The organism is Pseudomonas sp. GM24 (assembly GCF_000282235.1).
In the GTDB taxonomy this organism is placed as follows: Bacteria; Pseudomonadota; Gammaproteobacteria; order Pseudomonadales; family Pseudomonadaceae; genus Aquipseudomonas.
Genome location: NZ_AKJR01000145.1, coordinates 1 through 13,026 on the forward strand (window position 1 = coordinate 1; position 13,026 = coordinate 13,026).

A 13,026-nucleotide genomic window follows, 5' to 3' on the forward strand; every position below is an offset into this window, starting at 1 on the left:
GGGGACTGACCGAGGTGTCTTTCGTCAAACATCGACCTGAAAAATCGGGTCGATTATGAATTCGACAAAGCTCTTTCACTTCGGTGTAACTCCTCAATATCCCCGGGTCAGTCCCCTCTCCCTATGGGCGGTCCGACGTTTCGGGAGGGCTAGGGTGAGGGCAACTCGTCAGGCCTCCACCGCCTCACCAGACACCGCAACTTCATCCCGACGAACAAACCGGTTCGCCCGCCCAAACGTGCCAAAATCATTAAACCGCACCCCCATCTCACGCATCACCTTATGCGCCACCGGCACGGTCATCTGGCGAATATAAAACGGCTCCTTCACGACAAAATGATGGATCCCGTGACTGCTGCCAAAGTTGAAGCAGAACGCCTGCAACGGCCACAGCCACCAAGGATTCAACACCTGACACTGCTGCAGCACATTACCCAGTTCAATATCGCCGTAGTAATGCATGTTCGAGCTGATGAAGTGCAGACAAAAGGTGCGCAACACATTCGGACCGATAATCACCACAGCAGCGATATCGATCACCTGCATCACCGACAACGTCGTCGCAGACCATTCAATCGGCGCCCCCAGCAGGTACGCAATGCCATTGGCCGCATGAAAACCGAGAAACACATACCACGCGCCCCAATGCACCAGCGCCAGCGGCGCGTAGACCTTCAACGTGCGCTTGATGATGCTGAACTTATGCGCCCAGGTCTTGGCCCGCAGCATGCGGATAAACGCCGACATCACGTTGTCGCCGACCATCAGCAAGCGCGCAAAACCCCACGGCTCGCCGTTGGTGATCGCGCGTTCTTCCATGTCGGTTTCAGTGCCGGAGACCTTGTGATGATTGAGGTGCAGATGCCGACGAATCCACGGATTGATCGTACTCGGACGCGCCAGCCACACCAGGCCCATCATCAGGTTGTGCGGCACGCGCTGTTTGCGGAAATACATGCTGTGGATCAGATCGTGCTCCAGCTCATGGGTCAGCGACGCGAAAAACGCATTGAGCAGCAGGCAAACCCACCACGCCATGTGGCCGCTGATGTACAGCGCCGCCGAACCCATCATCCCGATCAGGGCAAACGCCAGAATCCCCGCACCCAGCGCATCCTGATGCTTGAGAATCGGGTAGCGCTCGCGCAGTTCGACGCCTTTGGCCAGCACCACTTGGCGAATATGCGCTGATCGCTGGGCCGCATTGTGTCGCTGGGGACTTGCAGAAGTACCGTCCATGCTTCCATCCTCGGGTCTATGATGTTCGCATCGTGCCTCGCCAAGGCTTCATTTGCGGTAGCCAAGAACGCCAACCTGTTGACCGGAAGCGCCAATCAGCATGAAGGAACCGACCTCCCTCGCCAGCTGGACCCGTGCCTTGCGCAAGCAACTCGATGCGCTCGGGCTGGACAGCATTGCCCTGTGCCAGCAGGCCGGGCTCGATCCGAATTTGATGGACGACCCCAACGCGCGCTATCCACTGTCCGGCACTACGCGCCTGTGGGAAATTGCCGTGCAGGTGAGTGGCGACCCGGCGATTGGTCTGCGCGTGTCGCGGTTCGTCAGCCCGACCACGTTCCATGCGCTCGGTTATGCGCTGGTCGCCAGCGGCAGTTTGCGCGAGGTATTCGAACGCATCGTGCGCTATCACCCGGTGGTCAGCGATGCGCTGGAACTGGAACTGAGCCGCAGCGACGACCGCTATCAATTCCGTCTGAAGATTCCGTCAGGCAATCCGGCGCCAGCCTTCGAAGCCATCGACGCGTTCACCGCGATCTACGTGCGCACTTGCCGCAATCGCCTCGGCCGCGATTACGCGCCACTCGCCGTGTATCTGCGCCGTCCGGAACCAACCGATGTGCACCAATGGCACAAAGTCTTCCGCGCCCCGGTGCATTTCGGCTGTGCCGAGGATCGTCTGGAGTTCGCCCTCGCCGATTTCGACAGCCACCTCGACGACGCCAACCCGGAACTCGCTGAACACAATGAAGCCGTGCTCAAACGCACCATGGCTCAGCTCCAGCCGTTGACCTGGGAGCGCAAGGTGCGCGATGCCATTGAAGAACAACTGCCGGAAGGTGAACCCAGTGCAGAACGGATTGCCCAGGCGTTGCACCTGAGTTTGCGCAGCCTGCAAAGGCATCTGGCGGATGAGGGTTGTCGCTTCGACACATTGCTCAACGAGAGCCGCGAGAACCTGGCGCTGTTGCACCTGCGGGATCCGCAGTGTTCGTTGAGTGAGGTGAGTTATTTGCTCGGGTTCGCCGATACCAGCAGCTTCAGCCGCGCGTTCAAGCGCTGGACGGGGATGACGCCGGGGCAGTTTCGAGATGGCTTGCGCTGATCGTCAGCCTTTAGCCAGACTGCGTTCCATACCAGATGACCATTGTTCGATCATCGCAGCACCCATCGCGGCGAACGCCGGATGACTGGCGCCGTACTCCGCCATTTCGCCCATTGCCACCTGCATACCGTTAGCGACTTGCTGCAGTAATTCATTGCAACGCGCCTCCGTCAGATTGCAGGCCGTACGACCGAACCGCATCAGCATTTTGTGCTTGGGCCAAGCCTTCGAGCCACCCAAGAGCAACGCCATACTGTCGTTCTTTATGTAGACCGATGTGGTGATGATGTCGTATGCGGGCGCGAGTCTGATTGTCGATTCCTCGCCGCAGCTTTCGTAAAGCACGCCGAAGTTTTTGAGATGAGCGTCGCCGTTTTTCACGCCTGCGGACAAAGCCACAATCTTGAAAAATGCTTCCAGCGCCAGATTGAGCAATGCAGGCGAAACAAACGCTTTGATCTGCCGGGCCGCGCCTTCGTAAGAGCCGTCGTATTTGGCTTTCGACGGCCAACCGTTGAGTACGCAGAAGTCCTCAAAACCCAGGTAGCCCGTAGCGCTCAAGTCAAAGCGCTCGATAACCAGAAACCTGCCATGTTCGCTGAGCTCGAAGTTCGGCACGTCTAGCCCGCAGTGTTGCGCGGCACGCATGCAGAAGTATTCGTTGGTCGCCAAATGCGGATATTCATCAGCCCGAAAAGCTTTGACCAAATGGGTCGATCCCCGATGCGTCAGACGATCAATCGCAGCCGCACTGTCACGTACCAGCACTTTAGGCTGCACCCCAGACACTCCGGAATACTGGCCATAGGTTTGCAACAGATCCTCGAACAAGCCTTGCGCACCATCGTGCACCAGCAGATCGGCCAGCGACGTTTCAGGCGGGCGATCCGTCATCGATGGGCTGGCAATGGATAACCGACCGAGCTGATAGGGGCCGACAATGGCCAGCAATGCAAAGTCATCGAAGCCGCGAACCGCTTTGCTGAAACGCCGAACCAACTCATCACGAAGGGCGCCTTCGGGCAGATTCATCTCGAAAACCGGATGAATGCCATGCTCCCAAAGATAACTCTCCAGCCGGGACGGCATTGTCAGTGACACGGCATTTCCAGCACTGGTTTCTTCGCGGTAACTGAAGACGCTGTCGACTCGATCTTGCCCGCGCGCCAACGTTCCCACCGCTTGCCCGCCGACACAGACATTTAATCGATCTGACGACTCAGTCATGGAAGTTGACCTTTTGCAGCGTATCGAGTGTCGGTCGACGGGACTGACGCGGAACCGCAGTCAGCTCATAGCCAAACCCGTTGAGGATCGCTTCGACTTTGCGCAGGCCGATTTCCGAAATAGTGTTGTTTTCGATCCCCGAAATCGTCGCGCGGCTCATTCCGTATTGCTGAGCCAGTGCCTGCTGGGTCATTTTGTTCGCCTTGCGCAGGGCTTTGATCAACTCGCCAAGCTGTTCCATAGGGCTTCCTGCATCAAATATGGTGCAAATTTAGATATATGTTTAATTTGCATCGCATTTGATGCACTCACTGAACAAGATTAGCCTAGTTCCCAGTGATCACGAAGCAATCACTTGCTCACCACAAACCCCAGCTCAAAAACAGTGCCGTCAGCATCACTACTCACCCGCACCTGTCCCCCATGCAACTGCATGATCGACTGCACGATCGCCAGCCCCAAGCCACCCGAATCCCCCGGCTCTGCCCGTGAAGGATCGACGCGGTAGAAGCGGTCGAACAGTCTGCTCAGATGTTCATGCGCAATCGCCGGGCCATGGTTGTGCACTTGCAACCAGCACTCACCCGACTCGTCGCGGCGACGCAGACTGATCACCGATCCTTGATCGGCATGACGCACGGCATTGGCCAACAGATTGCCGAGCGCCCGTTGCAACAGTTGCTGATCGGCAAGCAGTTCACCGTGCAGTTGATTGTCCAGCCGCACGTCACGGTCATCCGCCAAGGCTTCAAAGTAATCACACAGCTCACCGCCAACGCTGTGCAAATCCAGGATTTGCAAATTCAGCGCCCGCTCGGCCTGCTCGGCACGGGCGAGGAACATCAGGTTTTCCGCCATGCGCTTGAGCCGTTCGAACTCTTCCATGTTCGAGGCCAGGACTTCCTGATATTCCTCGGTGCTGCGCGGATGATTCAGCGCCTGGCCGTTACTGGCGAGCAAGGTGTGCAACGGCGTGCGGATTTCGTGGGCGAGGTCGGCGGAGAACTGCGACAGGCGCTGCACGCTATCGTCCAGCCGCGCGAGCATGCCGTTGAGCGCCTGCACCGGTTCAAGCAATTCTGCCGGCGTGCCATTGGCAGGCAGGCGTTGATCAAGGCTACGCAGATCGATGCCGCGCACCGCTTCGCTCAACTGCCGCAACGGTTGCAGGCCCCGGCGCAGCAAGAGCAAGCCCAAGGCAAAAGCGAGCAACGCACCGAGGCCAACCGACAGGTACAAGCGCATGCGATAACTGCCTAGCATCGATTCACGCTCGCTCAGCACTTTGCCGGCAATGACCGTCAGCGGCTCGCCGTTCGGCCCTTGCGCTTCGCCGGATAACAGCGCCAGTTCAGCACCGTCCGGCGCTTGCCAGGTCAGCACATCGGGACGCTGCGGCGTTTGCTCGCGGGGGATGGCGTTCAGTGCGGGCAACTCGCGCTGCCGTGGATTGATCGCGATCACACTCGATCCGTCTGCACGCCGCACCAGCAACAGGCTGTCGAGATTGCCGAGCATGTTCTGATACAGCCGTGGCCGTGCCTGCAAAGCGTCCAGGCTGTCGCTGTCGGCGAGCAACGCGCGCACTTGCTCCAGTCGTCCAAGCAACGCGAGGTCGTCGCGGTAGGCGATTTCCGAGGCCAGCGAGCGGTAGAGAAACACGCCAATCGTGCTCAGTACCAAGGCGCAAACAATGGCGAACGCCAGCGCCAGTCGCCAGGCGATCGACTTAGAGCGCATCGTCCGGCGCTTCCAGTTGATAACCGACACCGCGCACGGTGTGGATAAGTTTCGGCATGTACGGATCATCGACTTTCGAACGCAAACGCCGCACGGCGACTTCGACCATGTTGGTGTCGCTGTCAAAATTCAGGTTCCACACCTGCGAGGCGATCAGCGTGCGCGACAGCACTTCGCCCTGACGGCTGGCGAGCAATTGCAACAAGGCGAACTCCTTGTTGGTCAGGGCAATGCGCTGGCCGCCGCGACTGACACGGCGGCGCAACACATCGATTTCCAGATCGGCGATGCTGTACGACTCGGCTTCGCGCATCGGCCCGCGCCGTAGCAATGTGCGTACCCGCGCGAGCAGTTCGGCGAAAGCGAAGGGTTTGAGCAAGTAATCGTCGGCGCCCAGCTCGAGGCCGCGCACGCGGTCTTCAATGGCGTCCTTGGCGGTCAGGAACAATACCGGCGTGGCGCCGCGCTGGCGGATCAGCTGCAGCAATTGCCAGCCGTTGAGCCCGGGGAGCATCACGTCGAGGATGATCAGGTCATATTCCTGTTGCTCGATAAAGTAACGGCCATCGAGGCCATTGAGCGCCACGTCCACGGCAAAACCCGACTCGCCCAAGCCTTTGGCGAGGAAATTCGCGGTTTTGGCTTCATCTTCTACGACCAGCAAACGCATGGCACACCTCGATTGATCAGGCGTACAGGCTAGGCGCCTTCGCCGGCGTTGCCCATTACAAACTTGTAATCAGACTGACGAGGTTCTGACGAAGAGCGGCGATTAAGGTGGCGACCTTAGCTTTTGGAGCCTGTCCATGACCGTCAAATACCTTGTAGCCAGCCTGGCCCTCGGCCTCAGTGCCAGCGTGTTCGCAAGCCCGGAACTGCCGCGTCACGCCGATCTCGACCTGAAAACCGCACGGCTGCTCGCCGACACGGCAATGGCCAACTGCACCGGCACGGTGTCGGTGCTGGATCGGGGCGGCAATCTGTTGGTGACCCTGCGCGGCGACGGTGTCGGCCCGCACAACACGGCTGCCAGCCAACGCAAGGCCTACACCGCGCTGTCGACCAAAACCGCCACGCGGCTATTTGCCGAACGCGCTCGCAGCAATCCGCAAACCGCCAACCTCAACACTCTCGACGAACTGCTGCTGCTCGGCGGCGGCATTCCGTTGTTCGCCGCTGATGAGCTGGTCGGCGCGATGGGCGTGGCCGGTTCCGGCGGCGGCGAGCAAGACGAAAACTGTGCAATCAAGGCGGCCGAGAAAACCGGCCTGGCCACCACCCGTTCCCAATAAGGAGATGCATCGATGAATACTTTGCGCATGACTTTCGCCGCGCTCGGCCTGAGTGCTTTTTCAAGCCTGGCGCTGGCCGCTGGCAACCCGTTGAGCGTGCACGTGCTCAATCTGGAAAACGGCCTGCCGTCGCCGGGCATCAACGTGACCCTGGAGAAACATGTCGGTCAGGACTGGCAGCCGCTGGCTCAGGGCACCACCAATGAACAAGGGCGGATTGCCGAACTGTTCCCGGCCAAACAACCTTTTGAAGCGGGTGAATACCGCGTGGTGTTCAAGACCGGCGAGTACTTCAAGAAGATCAAGCACGACACGTTCTTCCCGGAAATCCCGGTGATTTTTGAAGTGAAGCAAACCGATCAGCATTACCACATCCCGCTGCTGCTCAGCCCGTACGGTTTCTCGACCTATCGCGGTTCGTAAAATCAACACAGATCCCCTGTAGGAGTGAGCCTGCTCGCGATAGCGGTATGTCAGTCACCCATTGGCTAACTGATAGATGGCTATCGCGAGCAGGCTCACTCCTACAGGTCTGTGCTTTGCTCCAGATATCACGAACACCAAAAAAACCTGTGGGAGCCTGGCTTGCCAGCGATGGCGTCCGTACAGCAGACATCGATGTCGGCTGATGCACCGCTATCGCTGGCAAGCCAGCTCTCACAGGGGCTGGGGTGCATTGTCAGATCGTGGCCAGGGCGCGCAATCGCGCGGGGTCGAGGATTTCGATCTCGCCATACCCAAGCCCGATAATCCCCTGCCCCTGCATATCCTTGAGGATCTGGTTGGTGGTCTGCCGCGACAGCGACAGCATCGATGCCAACTGCTCCTGCGGCAGTTGCAGTACACGACGCGGCGCGTCGAGTTCGCCGTAGCCCTCGGCGATCATCAGCAAGCGATGGGCCAGACGCGCCGGCGCTGGCAGCAGGCTCAGTTGTTCGAGGTTGATGAAGGCCAGGCGCAGTTTGTGGCTCATCAGCAGCGCCAGATGCCGCCAATACACCGGATGTTCGTCGAGCAGTTTCAGCAACGTCGCCTGCGGAATATTCAGCAACGTGCACGGCCCGACTGCGTAGGCGTCATGGGTGCGCGGCTGACCATCGAACAGGCAGATCTCGCCGAACCAGTGCGGCGCTTCCACCAGACTCAACAACGCCTCCTTGCCCTGCTCGCTTACCGCGCCGATGCGCACGGCGCCATCGAGCACCGCGTACAAGCCGCACGGCGCATCACCACGCTGAAACAAGCGCTGCCCTGCCGTCAGCCGCCGCTCCCGGGCCGCCGCCAGCAGGCTATCCTGAAAGGATGCCGGCAGATGACTGAACCACTGGCCGCTCATCAGCCGTGAACGTATTTGCATAAACACTCCTGGATTGTCGCCTGCCTGACAGAGCGAACCCTGATCCCGAGGGATGATGCGATCAACCCTACCGGAGGAACAACAATGAAAAGCCTCGTCGACCACCTCAGTCAATACGCCGCCTACCACCGTGATCCGCGCAATATCGCCAGCCACTTTATCGGCATTCCGCTGATTGTGGTGGCGGTGGCGGTTTTGTTGTCGCGTCCGCAATGGTCGCTGGGTGGCTTGTGGATATCTCCAGCCGTTGTCGTGGCGCTGGCCTCGGCGTGGTTTTACCTGCGCCTGGAAGTGAAGCTCGGGGTGTTGATGACCGTGCTGATGGGTTTATCCGTCTGGGCCGGGCATGTACTGGCGCAGCAGAGCACCATGGTCTGGCTGAGCAGTGGCCTGGCGATGTTTGTGGTGGGCTGGGTGATACAGTTTGTCGGGCATCACTATGAAGGGCGCAAACCGGCGTTTGTCGATGACGTCAGCGGGCTGATTGTCGGGCCGTTGTTTGTGGTGGCCGAGTTGGCGTTCATGCTCGGGATGCGGCATGAATTGAAAGAGCAGATCGAAGCGCGGGCGGGGGTGGTGCAGGTCAATCCGAACAAAAAAGCGGCGGCTTAGGCCGCTTGAAAGATCGCAGCCTACGGCAGCTCCTACAGTGGGTTTGGTCGATCACAAAATGTGTGACCAACCGAAACCCCTGTAGGAGCTGCCGCAGGCTGCGATCTTTTGGTCTTAGAGGCTTGCGACTTTCTGCCAGACCTTCGGCTTGAAGAACAGGGTCTCACCCTTGGCCAAGCCGATCAGGCTGTCGTGGTCTTTCACCACTTCGGCCTCGATCAAATCCGTCTGGCCCTCAACCTTCAGCGTCACCCGCGTGGTCGCGCCCAACGGGCGGATGTCACGGACTTCAGCCGCATGGTGATCCTCCAGCTCATGCCTGGACAACGAAACTTCATGCGGGCGGAACAGTACGTGATTGTCGTCGCTCAACAGCAAGCGGTTCGAATCGCCGAGGAAGTGATAAACGAAATCGCTGGCCGGGTTTTCGTAAACGTCGCCCGGTGAGCCGATCTGCTCGATCACGCCCTTGTTCATCACCACGATACGGTCGGCGACTTCCATCGCTTCTTCCTGGTCGTGGGTCACGAACACCGAGGTCAGGTTGATGTCTTCGTGCAACCGCGCCAGCCAGCGGCGCAGCTCTTTACGCACCTTGGCATCGAGGGCGCCGAACGGCTCATCGAGCAGAAGCACTTTTGGCTCGACCGCCAAGGCACGGGCCAAAGCGATACGTTGACGCTGACCACCGGACAACTGCTCCGGATAACGATCCGACAGCCAATCCAGCTGCACCATGTTCAGCAGTTCATGCACCTTGACCGCGATCTGGCTTTCGTTCGGACGCTGGTTTTTCGGCTTCATGCGCAGACCGAACGCGACGTTATCGAACACGGTCATGTGGCGGAACAACGCGTAATGCTGGAACACGAAACCGACGTTGCGATCACGCACGTCGTGGCCGGAGACGTCTTCTCCGTGGAACACAATATTGCCGTTATCCGGGGTTTCCAGGCCGGCAATAATGCGCAGCAAGGTGGTCTTGCCGCAGCCCGACGGGCCGAGCAACGCCACCAGCTCACCGCTGTGGATATCCAGACTGATGTTGTCCAGCGCCTTGAAGGCATTGAAATTCTTGCTGACGTTACGCACTTCGATCGACATGAATTATTCCTCCGCGGCGCTGGCGCGCAGGCGGTTGATACGGTTTTCGCTCCACTGCTTGAGCAGCAGGATGAAGAGCGCCAGGATCAGCAACAGGCTCGCCACGGCGAACGCGGCCACGTGGTTGTATTCGTTGTAGAGGATCTCGACGTGCAGCGGCAAGGTGTTGGTCACCCCGCGAATGTGCCCGGAGACCACCGACACCGCACCGAACTCACCCATGGCCCGCGCCGTACACAGCACCACGCCATAGATCAGGCCCCATTTGATATTGGGGACGGTGACGTGCCAGAACATCTGCCAGCCATTGGCGCCGAGCAGGCGCGCGGCTTCCTCTTCCTGCGTGCCTTGTTCCTGCATCAGCGGAATCAGTTCACGAGCGACGAACGGCACGGTGACGAAAATCGTCGCCAGCACGATGCCCGGCAGGGCGAAGACGATCTGGATGTCGTGATCCTGCAGCCACGGCCCGAACAAGCCTTGTGCGCCGAACATCAGCACGTAGACCAGACCGGCGATTACCGGCGACACCGAGAACGGCAGGTCGATCAGCGTCACCAGCATGCTCTTGCCACGGAACGAGTATTTGCTCACGCACCACGCCGCGCTGACGCCGAACACCAGGTTCAGCGGTACCGAAATCAGCACGGCGAATACGGTGAGTTTCAGCGCCGAAAGCGCATCCGGCTCAAAGATCGCGGTGAAGAAAGCGCCGAGGCCATTCTTCAAACCCTGCGATACGACGATGAACAACGGCAGCAGCAGAAACAGGAAAAAGATCAGCCAGCCCAGGCCGATCAGGATTCTGCGCGAGGTGGCGCTGCCACGGCGTGCAGCGTTGGCCGAAGAGGCGGCCGCAATAGACGATTGGGACATGTTCGCGCCTCCTTATGGGGTTTCGATGCGCCGCTGCAGCAAGTTGATCAGCAGCAACAGGACGAAGGAAACCACCAGCATCAACACGCCGATGGCGGTGGCGCCGGTGTAATCGTATTGGTCGAGTTTGACCATGATCAGCAGCGGCAGGATCTCGGTTTTCATCGGCATGTTGCCGGCGATGAAAATCACCGAGCCGTACTCGCCGACGCCACGCGCGAACGCCAGGGCAAAACCGGTCAGCCAGGCGGGCAGGAGTGCCGGAACCAGAATGTGGCGAAACACCTGCCATGGCTTCGCACCGAGGCACGCGGCGGCTTCTTCGACTTCACGGGGAATATCGGCCAGCACCGGCTGCACCGTGCGCACCACGAACGGCAGGGTTACGAAGGTCAGCGCCAGGGTGATACCCAGCGGGGTGTAGGCGATTTTGAAACCGAGGTCAGCGGCGAATTGGCCGACCAGACCGGCCGGCGCATACAGCGCGGTCAGCGCGATACCGGCCACCGCTGTCGGCAGGGCGAACGGCAGATCGATCATCGCGTCGATCACCTTGCGCCCCGGGAAGGTGTAGCGCACCAGCACCCAGGCCAGCAGCGTGCCGATGATGCCGTTGATGATCGCCGCACACAGCGCGGTGCCGAAGCTCAGCTTCAACGCGGCCAGCACCCGTGGTGCGGAAATGATCGTCCAGAACTGATCCCAGGTAAGTTGCGCGGCGTGGACGAACATCGCCGCCAGCGGGATAAGCACAATCAGGCTGAGGTACACCAAGGTGTAGCCCAGCGTCAGCCCGAAGCCGGGTATGACGGGGGAGATACGACGCGACATAAAAGTCCTTGGTTAAAAAACGCGCGAAGCCCCGAAGGTAAATCCGGGGCTTGTTTATGGCTATGAAAACTTACTGCGCCTGATAAATCTGGTCGAACACGCCACCGTCGTTGAAGAATTTCGGCTGTGCGGTTTTCCAGCCGCCGAAGTCCTTGTCGATGGTCACCAGGTCCAGTTTCGGGAACTGCTGGGCGTACTTGGCAGCTACGTCCTTGTCACGTGGACGGTAGAAGTTCTTCGCGGCAATTTCCTGACCGGCCGGGCTGTACAGGTGCTTCAGATAGGCTTCGGCGATCTGCTCGTTGCCTTTCTTCTCGGCGTTCTTGTCGACCACGGCCACTGGCGGCTCGGCGAGGATCGACAGCGAAGGCACGACGATGTCGAACTTGTCGGCGCCGCCATCTTCTTTCAGCGCCAGGAATGCTTCGTTTTCCCAGGCCAGCAACACGTCACCCTGACCGTTGTTGACGAAGGTGATGGTCGAACCGCGTGCACCGGTGTCGAGGACCGGCACGTGCTTGAACAGGGTCTGCACATATTCTTTGGCTTTGGCTTCGTCACCACCGTTGGCTTTCAGGCCGTAGGCCCATGCGGCGAGGAAGTTCCAGCGTGCGCCGCCAGAGGTTTTTGGATTAGGGGTGATTACCGAGACGTCGTTCTTGACCAGATCGCCCCAGTCCTTGATGCCTTTCGGGTTGCCCTTGCGCACCAGGAAGACGATGGTCGAGGTGTACGGCGTGCTCGCTTCCGGCAGACGCTTCTGCCAGTCGGCAGGCAGGGTCTTGCCGAGTTTGGCGATTTCATCAATGTCGCCGGCCAGGGCCAGGGTCACGACGTCAGCGCGCAGACCGTCGATCACCGCACGGCCCTGTTTGCCCGAACCGCCGTGGGATTGCTGGATTTTCACCGTGTCGCCAGCGTGGTCTTTCTGCCAGAACTTGATGAATTCAGCGTTGTAGTCCTGATACAGCTCGCGCGTCGGGTCATACGACACATTGAGCAGTTCGTAATCCTTGGCAACCGCGGAACCGGCAAACACAGCACTGGCCAGGGCGGCCAAAGCGTAACGGCGAATCGACGACATGGTGAAAGCTCCTGGAATTCTGGGTGGTGGCTTTTTCTTATGAATATCTGGAATCGGGTGTGCCGGCTAAAGATCGCAGCCTTCGGCAGCTCCTACACACAGCCCCCTGTAGGAGCTGCCGCAGGCTGCGATCTTTTGATCTTCAACTCAGCCCGGTTGTTTACCCGGTTGCTGCAAACGGAATTTCTCTTTGCGTTCGATCTGTACGACTTGCGCGTTGTGCACAGTGATCTCCACCGCGCCGAAACGCAGATCGCGCAGGGCGCTCTGGATTTCACGCAAAATGGTGCTTTCGTCCTGACCGTCAACGCTGCGAAGGGATGCGCTCATGGTGCTGCTCCTTTGAATGGGATTTGCCTGGCAGTGGGCGGCACTGCGTTCGGCGTGGAAGCAATATAAGAGAGGCGCGGATATTCTTAAAAAGACTATTTAAGAATGTTTATATAACCAGAAAACATTATGTGGCACGGCAAGGGTTTGCGCGTTGGGGGAGCAAAAGATCGCAGCCTTCGGCAGCTCCTACAGGGATCGGTGCAGGAGCTGCCGAAGGCTCGGGCCG

The 13,026-nt window shown here is 59.3% G+C and carries 15 protein-coding genes; 4 read left to right on the forward strand and 11 right to left on the reverse strand.

Going from position 1 to position 13,026, the window contains the following annotated elements; translation table 11 throughout:
- Positions 1–168: 168 nt before the first annotated feature.
- Entirely contained in the window at positions 169–1,239 is a 1,071-nt protein-coding gene (locus PMI23_RS17270) for a fatty acid desaturase (RefSeq protein ID WP_007917661.1), read from the reverse strand.
- A gap of 100 nt (positions 1,240–1,339) precedes the next feature.
- On the opposite strand from PMI23_RS17270, the gene PMI23_RS17275 reads away from it, so the two are divergent.
- The gene (locus PMI23_RS17275; RefSeq protein ID WP_007917662.1) at positions 1,340–2,344 is read left to right on the forward strand and encodes an AraC family transcriptional regulator; all 1,005 of its coding nucleotides are present in this window, start codon (positions 1,340–1,342) and stop codon (positions 2,342–2,344) included.
- Between the two features lie 3 nt (positions 2,345–2,347).
- Here the strand turns inward: PMI23_RS17275 and PMI23_RS17280 are convergent, their stop codons facing one another.
- From PMI23_RS17280 to PMI23_RS17295, 4 genes are all read right to left on the reverse strand, one after another.
- Positions 2,348–3,571: a type II toxin-antitoxin system HipA family toxin gene (locus PMI23_RS17280; protein ID WP_007917665.1), complete on the reverse strand. Its 1,224-nt coding sequence runs from the start codon at positions 3,569–3,571 to the stop codon at positions 2,348–2,350.
- Positions 3,564–3,812: a helix-turn-helix domain-containing protein gene (locus PMI23_RS17285; RefSeq protein WP_007917667.1), complete on the reverse strand. Its 249-nt coding sequence runs from the start codon at positions 3,810–3,812 to the stop codon at positions 3,564–3,566. Before PMI23_RS17285 ends, PMI23_RS17280 begins: the two co-directional genes overlap by 8 nt.
- Before the next feature lie 110 nt (positions 3,813–3,922).
- Entirely contained in the window at positions 3,923–5,311 is a 1,389-nt protein-coding gene (locus tag PMI23_RS17290) for a heavy metal sensor histidine kinase (protein WP_007917669.1), read from the reverse strand.
- Positions 5,301–5,981, reverse strand: coding sequence for a heavy metal response regulator transcription factor (locus tag PMI23_RS17295; protein WP_007917671.1), 681 nt, complete (start codon positions 5,979–5,981; stop codon positions 5,301–5,303). The genes PMI23_RS17290 and PMI23_RS17295 overlap by 11 nt, the downstream gene beginning before the upstream one ends.
- A 136-nt stretch (positions 5,982–6,117) precedes the next feature.
- Here PMI23_RS17295 and PMI23_RS17300 point away from each other — a divergent pair, with 136 nt between their 5' ends.
- A complete protein-coding gene (locus PMI23_RS17300) occupies positions 6,118–6,603 on the forward strand; it encodes a GlcG/HbpS family heme-binding protein (RefSeq protein ID WP_007917674.1) in 486 nt (161 codons plus the stop codon).
- Positions 6,604–6,615: 12 nt separating this feature from the next.
- A complete protein-coding gene (gene uraH / locus PMI23_RS17305; RefSeq protein WP_007917675.1) occupies positions 6,616–7,026 on the forward strand; it encodes a hydroxyisourate hydrolase in 411 nt (136 codons plus the stop codon).
- A gap of 256 nt (positions 7,027–7,282) precedes the next feature.
- On the opposite strand, the gene PMI23_RS17310 is transcribed toward uraH, so the two are convergent.
- Complete coding sequence (locus PMI23_RS17310; protein ID WP_007917676.1) at positions 7,283–7,960, reverse strand: Crp/Fnr family transcriptional regulator; 678 nt, start codon at positions 7,958–7,960, stop codon at positions 7,283–7,285.
- Between the two features lie 84 nt (positions 7,961–8,044).
- Between PMI23_RS17310 and PMI23_RS17315 the strand changes: the two genes are divergently transcribed.
- Positions 8,045–8,572 carry an Mpo1 family 2-hydroxy fatty acid dioxygenase gene (locus PMI23_RS17315; protein ID WP_007917677.1) on the forward strand — a complete coding sequence of 176 codons (528 nt, stop codon included), beginning with the start codon at positions 8,045–8,047 and terminating at the stop codon, positions 8,570–8,572.
- 114 nt (positions 8,573–8,686) lie between these two features.
- Here the strand turns inward: PMI23_RS17315 and PMI23_RS17320 are convergent, their stop codons facing one another.
- From PMI23_RS17320 to oscA, 5 genes are all read right to left on the reverse strand, one after another.
- A complete protein-coding gene (locus tag PMI23_RS17320) occupies positions 8,687–9,676 on the reverse strand; it encodes a sulfate/molybdate ABC transporter ATP-binding protein (protein ID WP_007917678.1) in 990 nt (329 codons plus the stop codon).
- Between the two features lie 3 nt (positions 9,677–9,679).
- Positions 9,680–10,552, reverse strand: coding sequence for a sulfate ABC transporter permease subunit CysW (gene cysW, locus PMI23_RS17325; RefSeq protein WP_007917679.1), 873 nt, complete (start codon positions 10,550–10,552; stop codon positions 9,680–9,682).
- A gap of 12 nt (positions 10,553–10,564) precedes the next feature.
- The gene (gene cysT, locus PMI23_RS17330) at positions 10,565–11,383 is read right to left on the reverse strand and encodes a sulfate ABC transporter permease subunit CysT (RefSeq protein WP_007917680.1); all 819 of its coding nucleotides are present in this window, start codon (positions 11,381–11,383) and stop codon (positions 10,565–10,567) included.
- A 70-nt stretch (positions 11,384–11,453) separates the two neighbouring features.
- Positions 11,454–12,467 (reverse strand): sulfate ABC transporter substrate-binding protein, encoded by a 1,014-nt coding sequence (locus PMI23_RS17335; protein WP_007917681.1) that lies wholly within the window; start codon positions 12,465–12,467, stop codon positions 11,454–11,456.
- Between the two features lie 147 nt (positions 12,468–12,614).
- Positions 12,615–12,797: a sulfur starvation response protein OscA gene (gene oscA, locus PMI23_RS17340; RefSeq protein WP_007917682.1), complete on the reverse strand. Its 183-nt coding sequence runs from the start codon at positions 12,795–12,797 to the stop codon at positions 12,615–12,617.
- Between the last annotated feature and the right edge of the window lie 229 nt (positions 12,798–13,026).